Annotated in this window: 24 protein-coding genes and 1 other annotated feature; of the genes, 12 read left to right on the forward strand and 12 right to left on the reverse strand. The window is 53.6% G+C overall.

Features of this window, described 5'->3' with window-relative positions:
• Positions 1-2 precede the first annotated feature (2 nt).
• Positions 3-1691: an acetolactate synthase large subunit gene (ilvB, locus tag AB2B48_RS17550; RefSeq protein ID WP_368299729.1), complete on the reverse strand. Its 1689-nt coding sequence runs from the start codon at positions 1689-1691 to the stop codon at positions 3-5.
• Between the two features lie 103 nt (positions 1692-1794).
• Positions 1795-1893, reverse strand: a complete 99-nt coding sequence (ivbL, locus tag AB2B48_RS17555) for an ilvB operon leader peptide IvbL (protein ID WP_072011409.1) — start codon at positions 1891-1893, stop codon at positions 1795-1797.
• A 220-nt stretch (positions 1894-2113) separates the two neighbouring features.
• Here ivbL and AB2B48_RS17560 point away from each other — a divergent pair, with 220 nt between their 5' ends.
• From AB2B48_RS17560 to dsdA, 10 genes are all read left to right on the forward strand, one after another.
• Positions 2114-2947: a DMT family transporter gene (locus AB2B48_RS17560; RefSeq protein WP_185668127.1), complete on the forward strand. Its 834-nt coding sequence runs from the start codon at positions 2114-2116 to the stop codon at positions 2945-2947.
• A 175-nt stretch (positions 2948-3122) separates the two neighbouring features.
• The gene (gene emrD, locus AB2B48_RS17565; protein WP_185668128.1) at positions 3123-4310 is read left to right on the forward strand and encodes a multidrug efflux MFS transporter EmrD; all 1188 of its coding nucleotides are present in this window, start codon (positions 3123-3125) and stop codon (positions 4308-4310) included.
• 604 nt (positions 4311-4914) lie between these two features.
• Complete coding sequence (locus AB2B48_RS17570; RefSeq protein WP_185668129.1) at positions 4915-5502, forward strand: common pilus major fimbrillin subunit EcpA; 588 nt, start codon at positions 4915-4917, stop codon at positions 5500-5502.
• Between the two features lie 80 nt (positions 5503-5582).
• The gene (locus tag AB2B48_RS17575; protein WP_368299730.1) at positions 5583-6266 is read left to right on the forward strand and encodes a hypothetical protein; all 684 of its coding nucleotides are present in this window, start codon (positions 5583-5585) and stop codon (positions 6264-6266) included.
• Positions 6267-6275: 9 nt separating this feature from the next.
• A complete protein-coding gene (locus AB2B48_RS17580) occupies positions 6276-8798 on the forward strand; it encodes a CS1-pili formation C-terminal domain-containing protein (RefSeq protein WP_185668131.1) in 2523 nt (840 codons plus the stop codon).
• On the forward strand, positions 8788-10407 hold the full coding sequence (locus AB2B48_RS17585) for a fimbrial protein (protein ID WP_368299731.1): 1620 nt from the start codon (positions 8788-8790) through the stop codon (positions 10405-10407). Before AB2B48_RS17580 ends, AB2B48_RS17585 begins: the two co-directional genes overlap by 11 nt.
• Before the next feature lie 31 nt (positions 10408-10438).
• Positions 10439-11116: a molecular chaperone gene (locus tag AB2B48_RS17590; RefSeq protein WP_368299732.1), complete on the forward strand. Its 678-nt coding sequence runs from the start codon at positions 10439-10441 to the stop codon at positions 11114-11116.
• Between the two features lie 179 nt (positions 11117-11295).
• A complete protein-coding gene (locus AB2B48_RS17595) occupies positions 11296-12567 on the forward strand; it encodes an MFS transporter (RefSeq protein WP_368299733.1) in 1272 nt (423 codons plus the stop codon).
• The gene (locus tag AB2B48_RS17600) at positions 12567-13862 is read left to right on the forward strand and encodes a BNR repeat-containing protein (protein WP_368299734.1); all 1296 of its coding nucleotides are present in this window, start codon (positions 12567-12569) and stop codon (positions 13860-13862) included. Before AB2B48_RS17595 ends, AB2B48_RS17600 begins: the two co-directional genes overlap by 1 nt.
• Before the next feature lie 148 nt (positions 13863-14010).
• The gene (dsdA, locus tag AB2B48_RS17605; RefSeq protein ID WP_368299735.1) at positions 14011-15330 is read left to right on the forward strand and encodes a D-serine ammonia-lyase; all 1320 of its coding nucleotides are present in this window, start codon (positions 14011-14013) and stop codon (positions 15328-15330) included.
• On the opposite strand, the gene AB2B48_RS17610 is transcribed toward dsdA, so the two are convergent.
• The 6 genes from AB2B48_RS17610 to AB2B48_RS17635 form a co-directional block, all read right to left on the reverse strand.
• Positions 15327-16139, reverse strand: coding sequence for a helix-turn-helix domain-containing protein (locus AB2B48_RS17610; protein ID WP_368299736.1), 813 nt, complete (start codon positions 16137-16139; stop codon positions 15327-15329). The genes dsdA and AB2B48_RS17610 overlap by 4 nt on opposite strands.
• 109 nt (positions 16140-16248) lie before the next feature.
• Positions 16249-16809, reverse strand: coding sequence for a radical SAM protein (locus tag AB2B48_RS17615; protein ID WP_368299737.1), 561 nt, complete (start codon positions 16807-16809; stop codon positions 16249-16251).
• Positions 16806-17168, reverse strand: coding sequence for a DUF202 domain-containing protein (locus AB2B48_RS17620; protein ID WP_185668137.1), 363 nt, complete (start codon positions 17166-17168; stop codon positions 16806-16808). The genes AB2B48_RS17615 and AB2B48_RS17620 overlap by 4 nt, the downstream gene beginning before the upstream one ends.
• Entirely contained in the window at positions 17158-17505 is a 348-nt protein-coding gene (locus tag AB2B48_RS17625; RefSeq protein WP_185668138.1) for a YidH family protein, read from the reverse strand. Before AB2B48_RS17625 ends, AB2B48_RS17620 begins: the two co-directional genes overlap by 11 nt.
• Positions 17506-17663: 158 nt before the next feature.
• Entirely contained in the window at positions 17664-18986 is a 1323-nt protein-coding gene (locus tag AB2B48_RS17630) for a 6-phospho-alpha-glucosidase (protein WP_185668139.1), read from the reverse strand.
• Positions 18983-20605 (reverse strand): alpha-glucoside-specific PTS transporter subunit IIBC, encoded by a 1623-nt coding sequence (locus AB2B48_RS17635; RefSeq protein WP_368299738.1) that lies wholly within the window; start codon positions 20603-20605, stop codon positions 18983-18985. Before AB2B48_RS17635 ends, AB2B48_RS17630 begins: the two co-directional genes overlap by 4 nt.
• Positions 20606-20903: 298 nt before the next feature.
• Here AB2B48_RS17635 and AB2B48_RS17640 point away from each other — a divergent pair, with 298 nt between their 5' ends.
• Positions 20904-21653, forward strand: a complete 750-nt coding sequence (locus tag AB2B48_RS17640; RefSeq protein ID WP_368299739.1) for a GntR family transcriptional regulator — start codon at positions 20904-20906, stop codon at positions 21651-21653.
• Here the strand turns inward: AB2B48_RS17640 and AB2B48_RS17645 are convergent.
• The 4 genes from AB2B48_RS17645 to ibpA form a co-directional block, all read right to left on the reverse strand.
• Positions 21610-23271, reverse strand: a complete 1662-nt coding sequence (locus tag AB2B48_RS17645; RefSeq protein WP_185668142.1) for a putative transporter — start codon at positions 23269-23271, stop codon at positions 21610-21612. The genes AB2B48_RS17640 and AB2B48_RS17645 overlap by 44 nt on opposite strands.
• 100 nt (positions 23272-23371) lie before the next feature.
• Positions 23372-24199, reverse strand: a complete 828-nt coding sequence (dinD, locus tag AB2B48_RS17650; protein WP_368299740.1) for a DNA damage-inducible protein D — start codon at positions 24197-24199, stop codon at positions 23372-23374.
• A gap of 130 nt (positions 24200-24329) precedes the next feature.
• Positions 24330-24758, reverse strand: a complete 429-nt coding sequence (ibpB, locus tag AB2B48_RS17655; protein WP_185668145.1) for a small heat shock chaperone IbpB — start codon at positions 24756-24758, stop codon at positions 24330-24332.
• A gap of 103 nt (positions 24759-24861) precedes the next feature.
• Complete coding sequence (gene ibpA / locus AB2B48_RS17660) at positions 24862-25275, reverse strand: small heat shock chaperone IbpA (RefSeq protein WP_035896433.1); 414 nt, start codon at positions 25273-25275, stop codon at positions 24862-24864.
• Positions 25269-25345: a sequence feature (ROSE (Repression Of Heat Shock gene Expression) occurs in the 5'-region of heat shock genes and acts as an RNA thermometer to modulate expression.), on the reverse strand. It overlaps the preceding gene by 7 nt.
• A gap of 241 nt (positions 25346-25586) precedes the next feature.
• On the opposite strand from ibpA, the gene AB2B48_RS17665 reads away from it, so the two are divergent.
• The gene (locus AB2B48_RS17665; protein WP_368299741.1) at positions 25587-25916 is read left to right on the forward strand and encodes a YceK/YidQ family lipoprotein; all 330 of its coding nucleotides are present in this window, start codon (positions 25587-25589) and stop codon (positions 25914-25916) included.
• Position 25917 lies beyond the last annotated feature (1 nt).

A 25917-nucleotide genomic window follows, 5' to 3' on the forward strand; every position in this document is an offset into this window, starting at 1 on the left:
GCTTATTCCCCCACCATTTCGGTATTTGCCGCACCCGGCGGCACCATCGGATACACTTTTTCTTCGGCGTCGATGCGCACGTGAATCAGCGCTGGGCCCGGACGATTGATAATCGCCTGCAGCGCCGCCTGCGGGTCAGCTTCATTGTTCAAGTCGCAGGTTTCCAGACCGAAACCGGCGGCAATCTGCATGAAGTTAATCATGCCTGGGTAGGTGGCGGCAAATACACCCTGTTTGTAGAACAGGCTTTGCTGCTGATGCACCAGCCCCAGCGCTTCGTTGTTCATCAGGATGATTTTCACATCCAGCTGATTTTCCGCCACGGTGGCCATCTCCTGAATATTCATCATCAGGCTGCCGTCGCCGGAGAAGCACAGCACTTTTTTGTCCGGGTTCGCCAGCGCCGCACCGATAGCGGCAGGCAGGCCAAAGCCCATGGTACCGAGGCCGCCGGAGGTCAGCCACTGGCGAGGGCGGTTCAGCGGATAAGCCTGCGCCGTCCACATCTGGTGTTGGCCAACGTCGGTGGTGATAATCGCGCTGTCGTCCACGCAGGCGGCAACGGCGTTGATCAGGCCGTAATGGCTGAGCGGGTCGCCCGCTTCAGGAATGGCGCCCGGGAACTCTTGTTGCAGTTCGGCCACTTTACCGCGCCACGCATCGCGCGGCTGCGCGTCAATTTGCGGCAGCAGCTGGGCCAGCACGTCGTCCACATCCGCCTGAATCGCCACGTGAGCCTGTTTGATTTTACCCAGCTCGGCGCGGTCGATATCGACGTGGATAATCTTCGCGTTCGGGCAGAACTCCGCCACTTTACCGGTCGCCCGGTCATCAAAACGCGCACCTAAAACTACCAGTAAATCAGACTGTTGCAGAATGAAGTTGGTGCTGCGCGCGCCGTGCATACCCAGCATACCTAACGACAGCGGGTGCGCTTTTGGCAGCATGCCCAGCGCCATCAGGGTCATGGTAGTCGGCAGGTTGGCTTTTTCCGCCAGCTCGCGCACGCGCTCCGGGGCGTTAATAACGCCGCCGCCCAGATAGAGCACCGGGCGCTGCGCCGCATTGATCATCGCCGCCGCTTCGCTCACGCTCTCAGCGCTGAATTCTGGCGTTGCCGCGCGGTCGCCGGGTTCCGGCAGCTCACTGATGTCGATTTCCGCAGTCTGAACGTCCTTAGGAATGTCTATCCACACCGGGCCTGGGCGGCCAGACTGGGCAATCCGGAAAGCATCAGCAATAACCTGCGGTAATTCATTGATGTTACGGACTAAATAGTTGTGCTTAGTGATGGGGATAGAGATACCGTAGGTGTCGACTTCCTGGAACGCGTCGGTGCCGATTAACGAGGAGGCCACCTGGCCGGTGATACACACCAGCGGAATAGAGTCGAGGCGCGCATCGGCAATGGCGGTCACCAGGTTGGTCGCGCCCGGCCCGCTACAGGCCATGCACACCGCCGGTTTGCCGTGAGTACGCGCCATGCCCTGGGCGATAAAGCCCGCGCCCTGCTCGTGTCGCGCCAGAATATGGCGGATCTGCGTGCTCTGGCTTAAGGCGTCGTACAGCGGAAGCACCGTGCCGCCGGGGATGCCGGTCACCATGGTGATACCCTGACGTTCCAGTAAATGAACGATTAATTGCGCGCCGGTAAAACGCGTGGTCTGTGATGTTGTGCCCGAAATTGCCATGCTCCAGTCCTTTCAACTAGGCCGACTATCCGGAGGGGGCTAGAAACTAAAAACCCCGCCCGGTTTGCGCCGGCGGGGTTTGGAATCGTGTGTGTTCCTGACCCTACGGCGCATTGCCGACGACCACCACCACACGCACGACGACCACCGCGGCTGGTAGCGCGGTTTTTAGTAGGGTCGAAGTCAGCATTGATGGGGTCATTAAGGGTCTTCTCTCAATTCGTTTAGTGAATTTATACAAACACAGCTTTTTTCTGCTGACAATGGAAATATTTTCATCTGCGCAAAAATACAGCAAAGATCACATTATTGCGGTCAGGGAAATTATCCAGGCTGTCCCATCTTTCCCCTATTTCTGGCCTTGGTCACCGCCCGTCGGCTGTGTTAAATTTTGGTGAAATCTCCCTGAGCAACGCATTATCATGACGCTTTCTGTTTTCTGTATTTTGCTGTTTGCCGCACTTTTACACGCCAGTTGGAACGCCATCGTTAAGGCGGGAAACGACAAACTCTATTCGGCTATCGGCGTCACCGGCTCCGCCGCGCTCATCGCACTACTGCTTTTGCCCTTTGCCCCGGCCCCCTCGGCGGCCAGCGTGCCATTTATGGTCGCCTCCACCGTCTTGCAGGTGATTTACACCGTACTGGTGGCGAAGACCTATCAGATTTCCGATATGAGCCAGACCTACCCGCTGATGCGCGGTACCGCGCCGCTGCTGGTCGCCATCATCAGCGTGCTGTTTCTGGGCGATCATCTTTCAACGCTGGCCTGGGGTGGCATTGCGGTCATCTGTACGGCGATCCTGGCGATGGCATTTAACAGCCGTTCCAGCTCGCAGCGTGGCGTGGTGCTGGCGCTGATGAACGCCGTGGTGATTGCCGGTTACACCCTGATCGACGGTACCGGCGTGCGCCTGTCGGAAACGGCGCTGGGCTATACGCTGTGGTCGTTTTTCCTTAACGGCTCCAGCCTGCTGTGCTGGGCGATGATCGCCCGCCGCCGCGAAGCGTCGCGCTATCTGATTCAGCATTGGAAAAAAGGCGTGCTCGGCGGCATGGGGACGATGGGGTCCTACGGTCTGGCGCTATGGGCGATGACCCAGGCACCGCTGGCGGTAGTGGCCGCGCTGCGTGAAAGCTCGATTCTGTTCGGCGCGCTGATTGCCTGGCTGCTGCTCAAAGAGCGGGTAGCCGGACTGCGGCTGGTGGCCGCTGGCGGCATCGCTGCGGGTGCCATACTGCTGCGCCTCTCCTGACTAAACTGGCAACTATTGTTGCCGTTTACGTGTATAAATCCTGCCTGCATCACACATTTCATTTACATGGCATGTGATTAAATCGTCACCTCATTGTGGTAGATTCCTCTCGCTTTTAGCGCAATTCCTGGACATTTATTCTTATAAACTCAATTTTTATAAAGTTATCAGCGAAATGAAAAGAGATAGAAACGTCAATATCCTGGTGATGCTGGTGTTGCTCGTCGCCGTCGGTCAGATGGCGCAAACCATTTATATTCCTGCAATTGCGCAGATGGCGAACGACCTCAACGTCCGCGAAGGGGCGGTGCAGAGCGTCATGGCGGCCTATCTGCTGACCTATGGCGTTTCGCAGCTGTTCTACGGCCCGCTCTCAGACCGCGTAGGGCGCCGTCCGGTGATCCTGGTCGGGATGTCGATTTTTATGCTGGCGACGCTGGTTGCCATCACCACTCACAGCCTGACGGTGCTGATTGTTGCTAGCGCCATGCAGGGGATGGGCACCGGCGTGGGCGGCGTGATGGCGCGTACGCTACCGCGTGACCTGTATGAGGGCAGCCAGCTTCGTCATGCCAACAGTCTGTTAAACATGGGGATTCTGGTCAGCCCGCTGCTGGCGCCGCTGATTGGCGGCGTGCTGGAGACGCTGATCAACTGGCGCGCCTGCTACGGTTTCCTGCTGGTACTCTGCGCCGGCGTCACCTTCAGCATGGCACGCTGGATGCCGGAAACGCGCCCAACCGGCGCACCGAAAACCCGGCTTATCAGCAACTACAAAACGCTGTTCGGTAACAGCGGCTTTAACTGCTATCTGCTGATGCTGATTGGCGGCCTGGCGGGTATCGCGGTATTTGAAGCCAGCTCCGGCGTGCTGATGGGCGGCGTGCTGGGCTTAAGCAGCCTGATGGTCAGTATCCTGTTTATTCTGCCAATTCCGGCGGCGTTCTTTGGCGCCTGGTTTGCCGGGCGGCCGAAAAAACGCTTCCCGACGCTGATGTGGCAGTCGGTGGTGTGCTGTCTGGCAGCGGGCGTGATGATGTGGATCCCCGGCCTGTTCGGCGTCATGAATATCTGGACGCTGCTGGTGCCTGCGGCGCTGTTCTTCTTCGGCGCGGGGATGCTGTTCCCACTGGCGACCAGCGGTGCGATGGAGCCCTTCCCGTTTCTTGCCGGTACCGCCGGGGCGCTGGTTGGCGGCCTGCAGAACATTGGTTCAGGCGTACTTGCCTGGCTGTCGGCAATGATGCCGCAAACCGGACAGGGCAGCATCGGGCTACTGATGACGCTGATGGGGCTGCTGATTTTCCTCTGCTGGCTGCCGCTCGCGTCACGCTTTGCCCGCCATCAGCAAACGATGGTGTAACGCATCCGAGTAACGCCCGTTAAGAACCCTAACGGGCGTTAATAATTCAGAGTAATAATATTTTGGCAAAACACCAAAACTAATAAATAAAAATAATACAATCACCCCACCCATTGAATTCACGCAGTTAATTAAAATACACGCGAAATAAATTTGACGTATATTTATTTTCTATACCAAAAGACAAATCATACACAAACCATCATATCAGCCGTATTTCAATAGCATTCACCTATCAATTTTGTCATTAAAAAAATTAAAAACAGCTATACAATAACCACTCAGGTATTTAATCTTATTTCCGAATCAAAAATAACTAGACCGTTTTACAAAATGGTATCTATAAGCACGACGTATATTTTGCTTAATCTTTTTCTTAATACCACTACGTACAATGAGTTAAATACCCAACAAACGAATGATAAAACGTTTGAATAATAGGGTTTCTTTACGGCTTTATTGAAATAAGCATTCGTTTCTATGATGCCTAACTAAATAATATTACTCTGGTGATTTTTATGGAAAAACCAGAGGAGTATATGCAGGGAAGTAACTTGGTTACTTCAACAAAATGAAGAAACAATTTTATCTAAAAGGATTAGATATGAAAAAACTCACTCTGGTTAGCTGCGTTGCTGCGGCATTATTCTGCTCAAGCGCCATGGCCGCTGATGATGTTACTGCGTCCTCAACAGCGACCTGGGATGCGTCAGCAACTAAAGACACCACCAGCGCGCTGGTTGTTACCCCGCTGAAATCTCTGAGCTTCCAGTATGCTGAAGGTATCAAAGCGTTCAACTCACAGAATGGCGCTTTCGACATCACGATTAAAGGGCAGTCAGGGGCAACGGATTTCAAACTGACTTCTCAGATTGTCACCAATACCCTCTCCCGCGCCACTGACACCTCCACTCTGGCGGTTGGCGTTCAGTGGAATGGCCAGGCGCTGAGCAACGCGACGCCGGTGACCCTGGTTGACACCGCAAACAATGTCTCTTCAGGCCTGGATGCATTGTCCGTCAGTTCAGCCTATGCGGGTTCAGACCGTACCTCCACCCAGGGGACCTTTACCTTCACGATTGACTCTGCAACCAGCGATGGTTCCACCGATGCTCAGTTTGAAGATCTGGCAGACGGCTACTGGAGCGGTGATGTAAAAGTCCAGTTCAACGCTACGTGGGTAACGGCATAATCCCCCTGCTTACGATGAACCGGTAACGAAAGGCAAGGAGGTCGCATGGATGACCTCCTTATTTAAGTAAGGATACTTTAATGAAAACAAAACGTTTGTTTGCCTTCTTATTTCCACTACTCACATCGTTCCCTGCGGTGGCGATTGGCGTCGGTGATGTCACATCAATTATGTCGCCAGACGAAACGCATCTGGCAAAAGAAATATTTAATAACACCGATAGCGCGCGCTTTGTGAACGTGCGTATTGAACGTCTATCGTCGCCAATGGAGGGCGGAGTTATTATTCCAATGGAAAGCAAATCAGAACTGCTTTCAACGCCTGCAAATTTAATCCTGCCGGGGCAATCAAAAGAGTACTTCCGTTTTATCTACGATGGCCCGTCTGACGATAAAGAGCGCTACTACCGTCTTTCATGGTCCGATGAACCGATTGCAGAATATGAATCAACCAAAAAAAGCAAACTCGGTCAGGCCACAACCTCGGCAATTATAGGTACTATTCTGGTCGTAGCTCCACGTGAAGAGCATTTTGATTTTAAACGCGAGGGCGACACGGTCACCAATACCGGCAATGCCTCGTTCCGCGTCATCTCCTATGGCCCGTGCCGTGATAAATCACAGGATCAGGGAAAAGGTTGTCGTGAACGCTATTATTTGATGCCGAACGTCAGCGTAAAAATTAAGCATACCGATCTTAGTAGTAAAAGGACCCACGTAGGAATATGGCATGGTGAAAAGCTTATTACCGCAAACGCAGGGTAAATATAAGCCATGGGCCAATCAATATATCTAAGAGGGCTAATATTAATTGAGTTACTTTACTCTGTTAATAGCTATGCCGAATCTCTTCAAGTGAACAACTACGTTGTCCCAGCCGCATTTGCTAATGCATTGCAGCAGGGGATGACTGTCCCGGTATTTATTCGTTACGACGGAGATAATAGTTTGTCTCGTAGTCGACAGAAAATCGCCGACGCGGTGATTGTGGCGCAAAAAGGCAGCCTTCTCGTTAATCAAATTGAACTTAACGAGATGCCGAATAAAACGGAACTCTCACCACAGATAAAAGAATTACTCGGCAAGGTCCATTCAGCCCCGCTTAGCGAGAATAATAAAATCGTTCTCAATGAAAACGCATCGTTATCCCTGGATACACGATCGTTTTACCTTGAGTTGATGGTAAATAAGCAGGCGCTATCGGCGGCGATTATACCACGCACCAATACCTTAAGCGCTTCGACGGTAGAGCATCTGTCAAATATTCTGAATTATACGATGGGGACCTATTACAACAAATATGGGAACGGGGATAATACCAGTAACTATTTCACCCTTGATAATACCACGTCGATACGCGAGCACCACTTTAACCTGAATGGGACGGTTTACGGGCTTGGTACCGTCAACAGCGACAGTCAGCTGTACCGTGCCATGTATGAACGCGATTACCAGGGCCACCGCGTCGCCGTGGGGATGGTTGACACCTGGAATTTACAATCAATCGCCAGCATGAGCGCCCTTAACTCCAGCCGCATTTACGGCGCCAGCGTGGGTAACAAAAGTAGCACCCAGATTGAAAATACCTCGCTCACCCTGGTTCCGATTACCGTATTTCTGCCCGCTGCAGGGGAAGTTCACGTGCTTCGCAACGGAAAACTCCTGAGCATTCAAAACTTCTCGATGGGGAGTTATGAGATTGATACCTCCACGCTGCCGTTTGGCATCTATACCGTCGATTTGCAGATTGTCGTTAATGGTAAAGTGGTCAATAGCCGTACCGCCCAGATAAATAAGACCTTCTCCCGTAAATCCAGCGCAACCGGCAATCTCGCCTGGCAAATCTTTAGCGGCATGCTGGAATACAATCGAATGGACTACCGTAATCATCAAAATATTGATTATGGGAAGAAGAATACCTGGATCGCGGGTGTAGCCGCAGAAACGTCACTGCCGCTGCTATCCGGCGTTACGTTCAAATCCACCCTGTATGGCTTTGATAACAACGGCGTGGCCGAAGTTGAAGCCGACGTTGTTCTGAATAACAACCTCACGCTGAATCAACAGACGCTGGTGGCGACCGACCGCAGCAGACAAAGCACCACATCATTGAATTTATCAATCCCCGGCGGGTTCGGGAATATCTGGCTTGCGCGTCAGGCGAGCCATATTGGCGACAGACTGCCAATGCAAAGCAGCCATTATATCTCGTTAGGGGCATCGGCTAACCTGAGTCATTTTTCACCCTGGTTAGGCAACATTTCCGTCAGCCGGACGCATGACAAATACGAAGGAAATAAATACACCAACGTTGATTATAGCCAGACGCTGTTTACCAATCGCTGGGTAACCGTTGCGTTACGTGCAGGGGTTCAGCGCTATTACTACGACGACCGAAATAGTGTCAATGATAAATACATCAACCTTGATTTCTCATTGCCATTATCCTCCTGGTTGAGCGCGGGCGTGTCCAGCGAAAGCGGTAATTTACTCGCCAATGCCACGGTACGTAAAAGCTTCGACGACAGCGCGATTACCCAGGTTGGTGCGTCGATATCTAAACGGCTTAAATCCAGCGAAGGCGGTTATGACAGTTACCAATCAGATGATCTATCGGGTAACGGTTATGTCTCCTATGACACGAAATACAATGCCGGAACCCTGTCCGTTTCAAGCGCATCAGGCGGCAGCACCAACTATAACCTGAGCTCCCACGGCAGCATCGCGTGGACGAAAGATAGCTTTAATCTGGGCAAAGAAATTCAAAGCTCAGGCGTGGTGATTAATACCAACTTTAGCGAAAGCGGGAAAATGCTCGCCCAGATCAACGGCCGTAATTATCCGCTGACCGGGAAGAGTAACTTTATCGGCCTGGCGCCGTATGCGGAATATCAGGTGGAGTTAATGAACGATAAAGCCGCTGAAGATAGCGTTGATATCGTCAGCGGTCGCCGTAACAAACTTGTGCTTTATCCCGGTAACGTCGGCGTGCTGAATCCAGAGGTGAAGCAACTCGTCACCGTATTTGGCCGCATGCGTAAGCCAGATGGCACGGCGTATGCCAACACCGATGTGCACAACCATATTGGTAAAACGCGCACCGACAAACAGGGCGAATTCGCCATGGATGTCGATAAACGCTACCCCATTATTACGCTGATTGACGCCCGTGGCGGCGTTTGTGAAGCGGATTTGGATCTGCAAAAAGCGCGCGGTGCCGTCTGGGTGGGCGATATTCAATGCGCAACGCAAGCACTCACGGCTTCACGTACAGGAGAACAAGACGATGTCTACTAATTACTGGAAATATGCCGTGGCGATGGCGTTCGGCCTGGTGTTCACCTCTTCTGCACAGGCTGCCACAAAAGGAAACAGCGGTTCCGGGTCAAACTCCTTTTTATTTATCGAAAACAACGTCGATAACGAATATTTCGTCACGCCGAACGCGCTGGACCCACGTTTTAGCGGCGCGAATATGTGGACTCGTTATTCCACCGCTCAGGTGAGTCTGGGGTATATGGGTTACATAGGCTGGGTCTCACCCAATACATATACTGATATGTGGATTGAAAATTCGTCGATTTCCCGTCCTTTTCAGGGCCTTCGCTGTATGACCAGTGGGAATACCTGTCCATCTTCAGGGTATATCGCGGGTGAAATCATTGACGATAACGGTTTTTATCATACCAAGGCAGGCAACTCTATTTACAACGGTGACTATGGTTTGGGTTCACTTAGCCCGGAAGCCTACGAATATTTCCGTAAACTTTCGGTTGGCTCCAGCGAAACCTTTAAACTTAACTGGTGCCACACCACCACGAACTACGATTACAGCGATGGCACCCGCTGTAAGGACGTGACGACCGGCGCGGTCGCCTGGTACGAATATAATTTCACGCTGAATAAGATAGCCCACCTTACCCTCAACAGCACTAACTCTATAGCTGAAATATGGATTGCCAGCGACGGCACCCCAAGCATTGCGCCAGGGTCAAATCTCTGCCAAATCACCAAAGTGAATAACGTCGACGGCGTGACCTGTAAAATGGTCTCTTATACCTACCAGCAAAGCGCGGCAGTCACTAACTATCTGGATATGGCGATGGTGCTTGACACTAACATGTTAGGCTTCACGCCAACGGCTGACTCAGATATCCGTTTCAGCGGCGACGGTAGTACCTGGTATAATTACACTACGCAGAACACCAACTTTAATAAAATTATCACCACCGGCGGTGATTCCATCTATCTCTTTCTTACCACCAGCTTTTTTAAGCAAGCGCTGGCAAAAGGCAACGATCTGACAAATAGAGATTCGCTATTTACGTTTAATTTCGAAAACGACCTGGTCGGCGAATCAGGTTATTACCAGTTTACGCCGTCAAACCGCATTACCATTGTGCCTAAAGAATATGGGATCAGCATCGTCTCGGCAGATGGTAGCTCACACCCTACGCGTGAGGGAAAGATTGATAGCGATCAGCCAATTGAATTCGAATACACCATCACAACGTCGGCCTCACGCCAGGCGGACAGCATTAACGTGCAGGTAAAAGGTGATAGCGTACGTATCAGAGATGTCCCCTATTGCCTGTTTACCTCAGCGGATGAAAGCCTCAGCGTACCGATTCCCGCCTACTTGAGCTACACATCGTCGTCAGGCGCCACCGTAACCGCCCGTAATAGCTGTACAGAAAACCCCATTGATATCACCAACGCCAAATGGGTACAAACCGCCTGGAATGCGAATCTCGACGACAGCTACTTTTTTACCACCAACGTAAAACTGCTGTTTCCGATGAACGACTCACGGTCCCAGTTTACCGTTTCGGGGGAAGACTGGATGGGCACCGTCAGCGCGAGCGGGGAAATTGTGGCCACGGCAACCTGGATTGGCGTGAATTAACCGCGCTGACGATATGTTAAGGAGAGCAGCCATGGCTAAGCGTTTTCTCATTTTGGTACTGATGGCGATTATCTGTACCCAACCGGCCCATGCGGTATGGTTTGACTCACTGGTGAATGACATACCGTCTGATAAAGAATTCGTCTCACGGCCCATCTATAACGATACCAACAGAACGAATCTCTACACCGTTTCGGCCTTTAAAATCGATAAGCCAGGTAAAGACGGAGAGCACCGCGTAAACGCTAACGAGCTTGAGCTCCTCTGGGCACCGCTGAAATTTTCGATTAGCTCGCACGGCACGGAATACTTCAAACTTTACTATCGTGGGCCAAAAGACGATGTCGAGCGTTACTACCGGGTCATTTTCAAAGAATCGCCGGTTCGAATGTTTCCGAAAAACGATACCGGCCATCACCTGCAGGTCTTACCCGTAACGTCGATGAGTACCTTTTTGATCGTTCGCCCTCGCAACATGCGCCTGAAGTACAGCGTTGATGAAAATCAGGGGGTTATTGAAAACAGCGGCAATACTTTTTTCAGGGTCATCATCCAGAAAGGGTGCGACGGCGACGATGAACACTCCAGGCAATTCTATATGCTGCCCGGTGAAAAATTTAAGGACGGTTCGGTGAATGCGAAGAATCGAAAGTTTATTGTCGCTAACAAGAAATATATCCCGTTGGGAAACGCCTGCTTCAAACCATAATCACCGCGTGGCTAGCGCTCAGGCAACATGACTATCACGCCACATAACCCGCCGTTGTGGCGTCTCAGGTCAAAGCGTATTGCCGCGCATCACACTCCGCTCTCCTGCCACCACGATGGTTAAACGCCCCCGATATACTCCGGCTTATCTCGTATCCCTACGATAAACCGGAGAACACAATGCAACAGGCTGAAAAATCGGTCGGCCGCGGTGGTTTTACCCTACTCATCTGGGTACTGCTTCTGCTCCTCGGCTGCGTGCTGTTTTTCTTTTCGCTCGACCGGCAAATTGTTTCCATCCTCAAAACCACGCTGATGCAGGAATTGGGGCTGGATAACAGCGACTATTCGGTGCTGATCAGCGCCTTTATGATCCCCTACACCTTCATGTATTTCTTCGTCGGCGGCATCGTCGACCGCTTCGGCAGCCGCTACGTGCTGTGCGCCCTGATGGTATTGATGTCGATTGCCACGCTGATTACCGGCCTGTCGCACTCGATGACCGGGCTTATCGTCGGGCGCGTCATGCTGGGGCTGGCGGAGTCCGGGATTGTGCCGGCGCTGACGCTGGCGGTCTTTACCTGGTTTCGCGCCGAGCAGCGCGCCTTTGCCTTCCAGCTCACCAATATTATCCAGTCTCTGGGGCTGATCCTGGCACCGCCGTTTGTGGCCTGGGTGACCATTTCTACCGGCTGGCGCTGGGCATTCTTTATCCCGGCAGTAGCGGGCGTGGTGGTTGGGGTGATGTGGTATCTCTCCAGCCGTAAAACGCCGCCTGCCGCCGAGGACACGGTGCAGGTGAGCGCCGTCAGCGTGCCGCTGGTTGAACGCTACAAGATGGTGCTGACCTCAAAACCTATCTGGGCGCTGCTGATTGCTCGCCTGCTCACCGACCCGTTCTGGTTTTTCTATCAGTACTGGCAGGTCGGCTTTATGCAGGAAAAAATCGGCCTGACGCTGGCTGAAGTCGGCAAGCTGATGTGGCTGCCGCCGCTGGTTGCCGTCTTTGGCGTGCTGGCAGTCTGCTGGGCCTCAGACCGTCTGGTAGCGCGCGGCATGGACGCCACCCGCGCTCGCTTAACCATTATCTGGTCCGTCACCTGTCTGGCACCGCTGGTGTTCCTGCTGCCATCCATCAGCAACGCCTACGCGGCGGTGGCTATCATGACGGTGATTAACTTTATGTGCACCGCCTGGCTCAGCATGGCCACCATCATGATGGGCGGGCTGGCGCCGCGCGTGGCCATCGCTACCGCTATCGGCGTGATGAGCGCGCTGGGCGGCGTGACCTCCATTATCTTTAACGGCTTTGTCGGCACCATCATCGACCACTTCGGTTACTCGATGCCGATATACGCTGGCGCGACGCTGCATCCGATCGGTGCGCTGGTGCTGGCCGCCTTCTTCCTGCGTCGTAAAAAATCTTTTGTTGCCCGTCCGGAGACCGTCTGATGACCGATATCGTTGTTGCGCCCGTGGCCCACGCCTGCGCAGATTTCACCGTGCTTTACTGTCTGATTAATCACGACAACCACCAGTTCGCCGCCTGGTATGATGCAGAACACCGCATCACCGTGGGCCAGCGCGAGCTGCCCGACGGCCCGTGGCAGACGTTTCAGCCGCAGGGACTCTGGCTGCCGGAGCGCGAACGCTACTCGCATATCACCGAGTTTGATTCGCACAACTATCTGACGATGGCGGTAGATAGTGCCGGGTACCTGCATCTTTCCGGCAATATGCACGTTGATCCGCTCATTTACTTCCGCAGCCGCACGCCGCTCGACGTCACCACTCTGGAGTGCGTTCCCGCGATGACCGGCGAACGTGAAGCGCGAGCCACCTACCCGGTGTTCTTTAAGGACGTGCAGGGCCGCCTGCTGTTCCGCTATCGCGACGGCTGCAGCGGCAACGGCGATGACCTGTACAACATTTTCGATGCCGAGCGTCAGCAGTGGTCACGCCTGCTGGAGACGCCGCTGCTCAACGGCGAAGGGGCGCGCAACGGCTACGCCCGCCAGCCGCTGCTGGGGCCGGACGGCTACTGGCACATGGTGTGGATGTGGCGCGAAACGCCGCACTGCGAGACCAACAATAACCTCTCGTACGCGCGCAGCCGCGACCTTCAGCGCTGGGAAAAATCAGACGGCACGCCGCTCACGCTGCCCATTGCCCGCCATCAGGGCGAGATTGTCGACGACGCGGGCATCGGCGGCGGGCTGATTAATATGGTGCAGGAGGTGGGCTTTGATAATCAGGCGCGCCCGGTGCTGATTTACCATCGTTATGATGACCGAGGGCTGTCGCAGACCTGGCTGGCTCGCCCGGATGGCACCGGGATTTGGCAGAAAACGCAGATTAGCCAATGGGATTTTCGCTGGGACTTTAACGGCGGCGGGTCGATCCCCCCGGACGTGACGCTCAGCGCACCGCGCGCGATTGGCAACGGTCAACTCGAGGTGGAATGGACCTCAGTCTGGGCCGGAAGCGGGGTGTGGATTATTGATGACCGGAAACTAAGGGTGGTAGATTCTCGACCGCTGGTTTCGCCGCTTCCAGAGGCGCTGCGTCAGCCACGGCAGGGCATTGCGCCACTGGCACAAGTGCAGTTAATCCCCGCGCAAAACAGCGATTACCGCCCGCAAAACCGCTACTGGCTACGCTGGGAGGCGCTGCCGATTTTCCGCGATGTGCCGCACGGTGAGAAAACGGCGGCAACGCTGCTGGAAGTGGTCGATATCGGAGCATAACGCCGACGGCGCTACGCCTGGCCGGGCTACTTGTAGATGAGTAGCCCGGCCAAGCAACGTAACGCCGGGAAATCGGGCCACATATCGCTTGTCATTCCTCACCGGTTTTCTGTTCAATAGAACCAACAGAACAACACGAGACCGGCTAATGCAACCTGCAACGTTAATCGCACAATTCCCGCTGCTGGCGGATCTTATCGCGCTGAAAGAGACCACCTGGTTTAACCCTGCCACCACTTCGCTTGCCGAGGGGCTTCCCTATGTTGGGCTAACAGCGCAAGACGTTGCCGATGCACACGATCGCCTTGCCCGCTTTGCGCCTTATCTGGCGCAGGCTTTCCCGGAAACCGCCGCGCAGGGTGGCATTATCGAATCCGAGGTGGTGGCTATTCCGGCGATGCAGCGGCGGCTGACGCAGGAGTATCAACAGCCCATATTCGGCGAACTGCTGCTGAAAAAAGATAGCCATCTGCCTATTTCTGGCTCCATCAAAGCCCGTGGCGGTATTTATGAAGTGCTGGCCCATGCGGAAAAGCTGGCGCTTGCTGCCGGTCTTATCGCCATCACCGACGACTACAGTCGCCTGCTCACCCCGGAATGCCACCAGTTCTTCAGCCAGTACAGCATTGCCGTCGGTTCAACCGGAAACCTCGGGCTTTCGATCGGCATCATCAGCGCCCGTCTCGGTTTCAGGGTCACGGTGCATATGTCCGCCGATGCCCGCGCCTGGAAAAAAGCGAAGCTACGCCGCCACGGCGTCACCGTGGTGGAGTACGCGGAGGATTACGGCGTCGCGGTGGAACAGGGGCGTAAAGCCGCCGAGGCAGACGCGAACTGCTTTTTCATCGACGACGAAAACTCCCGCACCCTGTTTCTCGGCTATGCGGTGGCCGGTGAGCGTCTGAAGGAACAGTTTGCCATGCAAGGGCGCGTGGTGGACGCCAATCACCCGCTGTTTGTCTATCTTCCCTGCGGCGTGGGCGGCGGTCCCGGTGGCGTGGCGTTCGGGCTAAAGTTGGCCTTTGGCGATCACGTTCACTGCCTGTTTGCCGAACCGACCCACTCACCGTGCATGCTACTTGGCGTCTATACCGGGCTGCACGACGGCATTGCGGTGCAGGAACTGGGTATCGATAACGTCACCGCCGCCGACGGCCTGGCGGTCGGGCGCGCGTCTGGGTTTGTTGGCCGCGCAATGCAGCGCCTGCTCGACGGCGTGTACACCGTTGACGATCAGCGTTTGTACAATATGCTTGGCTGGCTGGTGCAGGAAGAAGCGATTAAGCTGGAACCCTCGGCGCTCGCCGGAATGGCGGGGCCGCAGCGGGTTTGTGCATCGGCGGACTACCGCAAGCTGCAAGGATTAAGCGAAGTACAGCTCAATCACGCCACCCACCTGGTATGGGCCACCGGCGGTGGCATGGTGCCGGATGAGGAGATGGCACAGTATCTGGCGAAAGGCTGCTAGCGGCATTGATTCGGTGATACACCAAACTGGCGACGAAAAGCACGAGAAAAGTAGCTAACGTCGCCAAATCCGCAACGAACTGCGATATCATTCACCGAATCACTGGTGAAGCGTAGCTGATAGTGGGACTGCAATAGCCGCACGCGCGCCAGATACTGCTGAGGAGACACGCCGGTGTAGTCGCTAAACCCGCGCTGTAGCGTGCGCCGGGAAAGGCCAAACTCGTGGCACAGCGCGTCAAGGTCGAGCGGTTGCTGCCACTGGCCGTTGAGGCGAATCAGCACCTGGCTGATGCGGTCTTCGCTGGAGTGAAAATCCTGGGTTTTGTAGCGCCACAGATTCAGGGTGTGCAACACTTCGAGAAAAATCATCTCTTTATGGCTTTCCGCCAGCAGCTTATCGCTGAACTCCGCTTCATTGTGGCTGGCGAGGCGCTCAAACACCCGCTGCATAATGCCCACATCCACCTGCCAGACGTTGCTCTCGCCCTCCTGTGGCAGGAGGTAATCGATCTGTTTGATAAAGTTAAAGTTATCGCGCCCCAGATACAGCAGGTTCACCTGCTGTAAATCTTTCATCTCTTCAAACAGATGGTAATCCTGGCGGTTCAGGTAGCAGAGCGTTCCGCTGCTCAGCAGCCAGGGCTTTTCATTAATGACGTGGATGCCGCTGCCGTGACCGACCAGGAACAGCTCGCAGTATTCGTGGGTATGTTCATGGCTGATATTTTTTTCCGGGTGCCAGAAGTGAAACACCACGCTTTCCAGCGGATGGTGAAAGTGGGTTTCCCGGGGCAGCACGAGCGGCATAGACACTCCAGATGCGTCATCACAGTGAAGAGATAGTGATACCAGAATACGCAGCGGAGACCTTGACCTGTTTGCCATCTGGCAGACCCGTCTGGCAAACAGAGAAAGCTTATTCAGCCTGACTTAACATCACCATCAATTCCATCGGCGAGCGTCGCTGTTTAAGGAGATCGCGCATCGCTTTCATGTGTGGTTCGCTGTAGGTGAAGAAGCGACGATAACCCTCGCAGAGCGCGTTCTTACCCTCAGAAAATGGAGGCTCAGGGCAGGTACCGTGACAGAAGCGCAACACAGAACACTCACCGCATGGGTTATCCGCATTGCTGGCTATCTGAGGGGAATAACCGCGCCAGATAGCGAGCGTGGATTCAAAAAGCTGAATCTGGATTGTGCTGATATCTTCCCGCACCCAGAGATCAAAAACGGCGCAGAGGAACGCGCCCCACTCTTCCGGCTGCACCGATCCCTCGCTGAGTTTGCCTGACGCATCCCTTTCTATCTGCGGAATTAATTGCACTGAAGTCGTTCCCGTTTGCCGAAGCTCGCGATACCAGTGCTGCGGCTGCAGGCAGTTTTGGCGGCTCACCATGCTACGCAGTGTCCCCTCTGACATCATCGTGCCATTGGGACTACAGCACGCGATGGCGGCTTCAATGTGACGTCCTGTCATGCAAAATCCTTTATGAAAATAACAAGCTGACGAATATGGGTAACAGCAAACAACAATGCGAGTGACAACACAGCGAGGGAGATCAAAAATTTATCACGTACCGCACGCGGTTGAGTAAAATCGCTCTGGGTGACGTCCATGACGTTCCGATTACGGGTGTACTGCCAGAGGATGATAGCGACGATAACCAGTACGCCAATTGACACCCAGAACAACCCACCGGCCTGATGCCAATTATGCTTTAGCGCCAGCGCCATCAGCGCGCCATAGCCAAGCAGTGTGCGAAACCAGGCAAGCGAAGTACGTTCCGGCTGCAGACCTGGGTCGGCCTCGCGGCGGGCCTTGCGGTTATCCACCATAGAACACCAGAATCATCACCACCGCCGCGACCAGCGCCAGAATCAGGCTAATAACCAGCAGACTACGGGTGTAGGGTAGATCCTCTTTCAGGCGCATCGCTTTTTCATTACGCAGCCAGCGCAGATAGCCATAAATCGCCAGCCCTCCCGCAAACAGGCACAGCATCAGCGCCAGCGTTTCACGAATCACCGGCGTGGCAAAATCCGGGGCCAGCTGATCGAGCCCAACGCCTGCCGCCAGGAAGCCCAGCGAGGTACGGATCCATGCCAGGAACGTACGTTCGTTGGCCAGAGAGAAGCGATAGTCTGGCGCTTCTCCCACGCGGGAAATTTTCATGACGGCTCCTTGTGCCAGCTAATGTGAGTAAGTTACCTCAATAGCTTACGTGCTCTCGCTGCTTTTTACATCAGTGTGCGCGGTCTCACATCCCAACACCTGAAAACAAAAATGCCCACAGAACAACGTTCTGTGGGCATGACGCGCTAAATCAGTACTTAGTTTAACGGTGGCCAGTAGTCTTTATTGGCCTCAATCAAATCATCCAGAATCGCTTTTGCCACGGAAGCGCTCGGTACCGTTTTCGACAACGTAATCGCCTGCCACAGTTTGTGGTATGAACGATGTTCCCAGGCATCGACGACCAGCTTTTCAACCGCAACCTGCTGGCTCATCATCCCTTTCTGGAAGTTTGGAATATCACCCACCGTCAGCGGTTCCGGGCCGTTATGGCCAACAAGGCATGGAATTTCAACCATCGCGTCGGCATCAAAATTATGGATGGCACCATTGTTCGGCACAATGAGCAGCATTCTCTCCTGAGTGTTAAAGGCAATGGCGGTAGCAAGGTCGACGATATAAGAAGCATGTTCGTCAATTTCCAGGTCGCCAGCCGAGGATTTACCCGCGGCAATAATCGCCCGGCATGCGCTGAACACATTCTTTTCACGATGATCCATCACTTCGTTGGCGCGTGTACGTTCCGGATTTGAGTGCGCTACAACATAGTCAGGGAACAGATAATATTTAAGATAAGTGTTCGGCATGGTGTCCGGATCCAGCGCCTGTACATCTTTCGCTTTGGCGAAAGTGTCGTTCCAACTGGCTTCCGTATGTGGGTCGTTTGATGGTGGCACATAACCATATTTCGCCACATATTCGCGTAATTTAGGCATCAAATCGTTCCCCTGAAGGTCTTCGATAGATGTCCACCAGCCAAAGTGGTTCAGCCCATAGTAGCGAACGCGCATCTGTTTACGATCTTTCAAACCGACAATCTGCGCCATCCGTCCTTCAATGCCGATGGGCATATCGCAGATATTGAGGATTTTGGCCTCCGGACGCAGGCGACGGGTCGCTTCCGCCACAATCGCTGCCGGATTGGAGTAGTTGAGCATCCAGGCATTTGGCGAGTATTTTTGCATGTAATCCACCAGCTCCAGCACGCCGCCAATGGAGCGCATGCCGTACGCAATGCCGCCAGGCCCACAGGTTTCCTGACCCAGTACACCGTGGCGCAGCGGGATCTTCTCATCCTTTTCGCGCATCGGGTATTTCCCTACGCGAATATGCGCCATTACGAAATCGACGTCGGTAAAAGCGGCCTGCGGATCGGTGGTGTAGCTAAATTCAATCTCCGGCGCCTGCTCTTTAAGAATCACCTTACAGGCTTCTGCAATCGTCTCCTGACGCGCACCGTCGTTGTCGTAAAATTTCAGCGCTCGCAGTGGAAAACGATCCTGATTTGCCAGCAGCATCAAGACGATACCTGGGGTAAAAGTACTGCCGCCGCCTGCGATAACAACTGAGAATTTTTTCATGATACTGCCTCCGTCATGGTGGTTTGTTCGGTCTGTAGAGAATCTTTCATCAGGGTTTCAAGCTGGTCACGGACCTGTGGTACATGTAGGCCAACGATGACCTGAATGCCATTTCCGCGGCGCACCACACCGTGCGCACCCAGCGCTTTGAATACGTCATCACTTTGCGTTTTAGCCATATCGGTTAGCGCAATACGTAATCGGGTCGCACAATTGTTGATGCTTTCAATATTGGCGGCTCCGCCCAGTGCCTGGAGGATGCCTGCCGCTTGGCCTAATTTCGTGTCACTCGCGCCAGCCACTGAGGTTTTGCCACGTGCGGCCTGGTAGTCTGCTTTGCTATAGAGTTTTATTTCACTGTCTTCACGGCCCGGCGTTTTCAGATTGAAGCGCAGAATTAAAGCCCGGAAGACGACGAAGTAGAGGGCGGTAAAGCACACGCCGATGCCTATCTGGGTAAACATCACCGACGCATGGTTATGGAACATCGGGATCCAGTTCTGCGGGATAAACTGGTCAAGAAGGCCACCGCCAAAGTTCCCCACCACGCCGCACATATACATCACCGTTGACATGGTGGCCGCCAGCACGGCATGAATGGCAAACAGCAGCGGAGAGATAAACAGGAAGGTGAACTCCAGCGGTTCAGTGATCCCCACCAGCATGGCAGTCAGCGTGGCAGGAATCAGCAGTCCCGCGACTTTTATGCGGTTTTCAGGCGCTGCGGTGTAGTAAAGCGCCAGCGCAATCCCAACAGAGCCAAACACTTTTGAGTTACCGTGCAGCGCGAAGCCGCCTTCCGGGAACAGCGCTTTGAGCGACTCGGTGCTTTGGCTGAATGCCTGGAGATGCTGAGCCCAATAAACCTGAATGCCACCTTCAACCGCCGCCGGGCCAAAAATGAAGGGGCCATAGACGAAGTGATGCAGACCGGTAGGAATAAGAATGCGCTCAAGGAAGGTATAAACCCAGACACCCAAGGCCCCGGCGCTGCGTAAAAATGCCTGCAGCGATTCAATACCCATTTGAACTTTCGGCCAGCCTAAAAGCGTTAACCACGCGCAGGGGATCATGGCGAGGAAAGCCACAATCACAACAAACGATGAGCCCTGGAAAATACCGAGGAACACCGGCAGTGGTTTATCAAAATAACGGTTGTGCAGCGCGGTCACGACGCCCGAAATGACAATCGCGCCGATGATGCTGGTATCCAGCGTCTTAATGCCGGCAATCATCGTCAGGCCACTTCCCGCGACGGGGTCAGCGGAGAAGTCGACGCCAAAAAAGTGGCCCCAGGTCATGCCCATGGCATTAATGAAGTAGTTCCAGGTCAGGAAACTCACCAGTACGGCCAGACAGGCTCGCCCTTGCGCCTGTTTAGCAAGGCCAATGGGTAAACCAACGGCAAAAATGAGCGGCATATTTCGGAATACCGTCCAGCCACCCTCTTCAATGATGTGAACAATCTGAGCAAATAAGCTATCAGGTGCGGTGAGTGCTTCACCCACAAACAGCGGATTACGCAACATAATGGCGATACCCACCACAATCCCCGCGAAGGGAAATAATAAAACCGGGGTAAACATGGCGCCGCCAAAGCGTTGTATTTGACTGAGCATTTAGCAATCCTCATTTAACAACTCGTAGGGTAAGTGGCCTTATTAAGGTTGATTTCCGGCCTGCTACGAGAATAGGAATTACCCCGTCAGACAACATGCGGTGAGCGTGCGATTCGTGATCGCTTTCATGGTTTTAATTCACGCTATGTTGTCTAATTTTTAAGATAAAAATAGACATGTCATATGGCCTAATTCTATGCCGTTATGAACAATCTGATTATTTGTCTGTAATTGATTACTTTTTAATAAGAAACAGCGGTTCAATAACCCTGCGGGGATGGGGAATAGAGGTCTATAAGTGATCTATAAATCTATTGCTGAAAGGCTGCGATTGCGGCTGAATTCATCCGATTTCAACATTGGTAGCCCAATTCCAGGCGAGAAAGCGTTAGCGCAGGAATTTGGCGTTGCGCGGATGACCATTCGAAAAGCGGTCGATCTGCTGGTCGAGTGGGGTCTGGTGGTTCGCCGCCAGGGCAGCGGTACTTATGTTGCTCATAAAGACATCCACCATGAAACCTCTAACCTGACCGGGTTGGCCGAGATATTGCGCAAGCAGGGTAAAGAGGTGATAAGCCACGTCCTGGTTTTCGAGGTGATGCCCGCCCCGCCCGCCATTGCCAGCCAGCTTCGCATTCAAATCAATGAGCGGATCTACTTTTCCCGAAGGGTACGCTACGTTGATGGGAAGCCCCTGATGCTTGAAGACAGCTATATGCCGGTTAAGCTTTTTCGTAACCTGTCGCTGGTGCATCTGGAGGGGTCAAAGTTTGATTACATCGAGAAAGAGTGCGGCATAACGATAAGCGGCAACTATGAAAGCCTGGCACCGGTGCTAGCTGATAAGCAGTTGGCCCAGTCAATGAACGTACCCGAACAAACACCGCTGCTGCGTATTACCTCCCTTTCCTACAGCGACAGCGGTGAGTTTCTTAATTATTCAGTGATGTTTCGTAACGCCAGCGAATACCAGGTGGATTACCACCTCAGGCGCATCCAAAACCCTAGCTCATCCCCCAGAACAGCACCGCCAGAAGCTGAGGTGTGATGATCCGCAGGAACATCACCAGCGGGTAGACGGTCGCGTAGGAGAGCGCCGCCGCGCCGCTGGTTGCATGCAGGTTATTGGCAAATGCCAGTGCCGGAGGGTCGGTCATTGAACCGGCCAGCATGCCGCACAGGGTCAGGTAGTTCATTTTCGCCAGCACGCGAGCCAGTATCCCCACGGTGAGCAGCGGAATACCGGTAATCAGGATGCCGTAGCCAATCCAGCTGAGCCCTTCACCGTGCACCAGCGTATCTACAAAGCCTCCGCCGGATTTAAGTCCCACCACAGAAAGGAACAGCACAATCCCCAGTTCGCGCAGCGCCAGGTTCGCGCTCGGCGGCATAAACCAGTAGAGCTTACCGATGCTGCCGATACGGCCAAGGATCAGCGCCATAATCAGCGGCCCGCCCGCCAGGCCAAGCTTTAACGCCACCGGGAAGCCAGGGATAAACAGCGGGATAGAGCCGAGCAACACGCCGAGGCCAATGCCGATAAACACCGGTAGCATCTGCACCTGCTGCAATTTTTGCTGGGCATTGCCGAGATCGGAGGCCACGGCATCAATGGCCGCCGGACGCCCCACGAGGTTGAGGATATCGCCAAACTGCAGGCTGGCATTGCTGCTGGCGACCAGTTCAACCCCCGCACGGTTTAAGCGCGAAATCACTACGTCATAGCGCTGTTTATAGTGCAGATCGCGGATTTTCTTGCCGAGTACCTTCTCGTTGGTGACCACCACCCTTTCTACTTTCAGGTCCGTACCACGGGTGGAAAGCGATGTTTCAACCTCTTTACCAATCACCAGCTGCGCGCTGCGCAGATCTGCTGGTTCACCGACCAGATGCAGCAGGTCACCGCTCTCAATAATGGTCGTTGGTGACGGCACCATCAATGTTTCACCCCGTTTAAGGCGCGAGCAGATAATTTTATCGCTGTTGATCACCGGCACATCCTGAATCGCCATATGGTTCAGGTTAGGGTTCTCAACGCGAATATTGATGGTCTGAAGATGAGAATGGCTGGAACCCGTCTGCTCATCGAAGCGCTGCGCCTCTTTGTCGACGTTAATGCGGAAGAACAGGCGTACCAGCCACATGGTAAGCAAAATGCCGCAGATACCAAACGGATAGGCCATCGCGTAGCTCATACCCATCTGGTCCACGACGCTAAACGGTTCACCAAGATCGCGCAATATTTGCTGCCCGGCACCCAGCGCGGGCGTATTTGTCACCGCGCCGGAAAAAATGCCCAGCACGACAGGGAGCGGAATCGCAAAGATTTTATGCAGCAGCGTGGTAACCAGGCCGCCAAGAACCACAATCAGAATGGCAAACAGATTCAGCCGCAGGCCCGAGACGCGCAGTGAGGCGAAGAACCCCGGCCCCACCTGAATTCCGATGGTATAGACGAATAGAATCAGGCCGAATTCCTGGATAAAGTGCAGCATCGGACTGCTTAGCGTGATGCCCGCCTGATCGACAAAATGGCCGACGATAATCCCACCGAACAGCACGCCGCCAATGCCAAAGCCGATCCCCCGGATTTTGACGTTGCCAATCCACAGCCCGACCACCGCCACCAGTGCCAGGACGCTTACCGTCAATGCTATATCACTCATCGTATTTTCCCTGTGAATAACATTATTAACATCAGGGATTATGTCTGAGTAGGAGGGAGCTTGTATGTAGTACGGCGCACATTAATCGACTGAGAAAGCATCACGAGTCAGGCGTGTCTTTGCCCTTCGCGGCAATTTCCAACTGTTGAATACTTTTATCAGGGGAAGGGAGTGATTCTGGCATCGTACCGCCAAGGTCCTTGATAGTCTGACGCACCTTTTGACCCACTTCGTAGTGCGTCTGATTGGCTCGTTGCTTTGTGCTGACTTCATCACGGCGCAGCTTTTCTTCGGTTTGCGTGGCGCGAAATAAATTGGCCGCAAGTTCGGTTGAGCCCATATGATCGAGGATTTTCTGGCTTTTCTTTAGCCCCTTTCGTTCGTGAATCGCCTTCTGATCGAGGCCGCCATACAGGCCTTTGTAGCCATGATTCTGGAAGACTGCAAAATCGAGAGCAGTCTCAACGCCCGACTGCTGGGCCGTCTCAACCAGATGTTTATTATGCTCTTTAAGCTCATTGCGTAGAAAAAGGCGTTTCTCATCTTCCCGTAGGGATTTAAAGGCTTTGTCGTCTTCCAGCTCCTGGCGGCGGGTTTGTAATGCAAAATAGGTCTGCCCTGCTGCAATCACGGGTTTAGAGGGATCGCCGTTTTGTACAACCAGATAGCAGGCGTAGCGGGATAACTTCACGTCACTCAGTTCTCGCTGGGCCCCGGAACCTATTTTGACCATTGCGAGGATCTCCTCGAAATGGTCCTGGGCCGACTGGCCGCTATTGGTGCACGCCTCCCTGGCTCGAGCCAGGACCGGCGTAAAGTGTCGATATTCAGAATATTCAAGTAGCTTAGATAACGCTCGGGAAGACCAGAATTCCATGCCGCTATCCCCGATTTGTTTTATTGCTTCAAAGGGTTGGTGATCGTTCATAACATGTCCTTTTGTTTTGACTGTGTGTGATCATTTTTTAAACTGAAACACCCGTTGCAGCAAGAGGGCAAAACATGCCCTTACTCGCAAAAAAAAGCCCCGATCTCTCGGGGCTAATTGGGCAATTCTGTTAACTATTCAGCGCTGGACGCTCGCTAATGGCGATACGCTGCGGCGCGATGGCTTCCGGCTCGTTGCGAGTAAGGTCGATATGCAGCAGGCCGTTGGTAAAGGTCGCACCGGCGACTTCCATATTTTCTGCCAGGGTGAAGCTCAGGCTAAAGGCCTGGGTAACCAGCCCCTGGTGCAGCCATTTGGTCTCTTTTTCCTGCGGCTCTGGCGTGCCTTTTACGGTCAGGCGCGTGCCCTCGAGTTGAATATCCAGATCTTCCTGACGGAACCCGGCTAGCGCGAGGGTAATGCGGTAGTGGTTATCGTCACTTTTTTCGATGTTGTACGGTGGGAAGGTCTGGCCTTCACTGGTGCTTTGCAGCGCGTTCGCCAGTTTGTCAAAACCGATCCATTGACGCAGCAGTGGGGATAAATCGTAGTTACGCATACTAGTGTTCTCCTTCTAAGAAGCGAGTAAGTACTTTCCGGCTCCCTGACGGCAAGCCGATTGATGGTTTAGCTAACGGGGCCGCACGGGCGGCCCGGCAGAATTAATTAATTTCGATGCGGCGCGGTTTGTCCGCGTCTGGAATAACACGTTCCAGTTCGATATACAGCAGGCCGTTCACCAGGTTTGCGCCACGCACGTGGATGTGCTCCGCAAGCTGGAATTTGCGCTCAAAGTTACGCTCGGCGATGCCTTGATAGAGATAGGTGCGTTCTTTTTGCTCCGCGGCATGCGCGCCTTTTACCACCAGCATGTTGTCCTGCGCGGTGATTTCCAGCTCGCTTTCCGCAAAACCGGCCACGGCAATCGCGATGCGATAGTGGTTTTCGTCAACCAGTTCAACGTTGTACGGAGGGTAGCCGCCGTTGCTTTGCGTTTGATTGTTTTCTAACAGGTTGAACAGACGATCAAAACCAATGGCAGAACGGTATAACGGGGATAGATCAAAGTTACGCATAGTTAAATAGCTCCTGAAAATCAGCGAGAAATTAATCACCTTCCATCATGGACAGGTTGTTGAAGCCTAAACACCCCGAAGGCGTGTTCCTCTTGGCTACACCTATAAAATGTGGCGAAAAGAACCATTTTCAAGTCCTCATGTCTTACTTTTTTTGCACTTTCCTCCAGAGCGCTTAGACTGGGGTATGGCACAAAAGGCCAAAGTGCGACAACCGCCACAGAGCGGCAAGCTGGTACTTCCTATTTTGGCAATGGGTGGATATAACCCGAAGAAGGGCTGTTTTATGCCCGTGACTAGAAGAACTCACTATGAAAAATGTTCTGATTAAAGCCACGCTGGTTGGGGGGATCTTCTTATCAGGAGGGTGTTCCAGCGTGATGTCGCATACCGGCGGCAAAGAGGGGACCTATCCTGGCACCCGAGCGAGCGCCACGATGCTGGGCGATGATGACAGCGGCTGGGTCGCCAAATCGCTGGTCGCTATAGATATGCCGTTTACGGCGGTCATGGATACGGTGCTGCTGCCGTGGGACTTCTTCCGTAAGGACAACTCCGTACGCTCTCGCGTGGAGAAGAGCGAACAGGAGACGCTGGCGACCAATTCGGTTATTCCGCCAGCCCCGATGCCCGCGCCTTGAT

Source organism: Kluyvera sichuanensis (assembly GCF_040930405.1).
Lineage (GTDB): Bacteria > Pseudomonadota > Gammaproteobacteria > Enterobacterales > Enterobacteriaceae > Kluyvera > Kluyvera sichuanensis.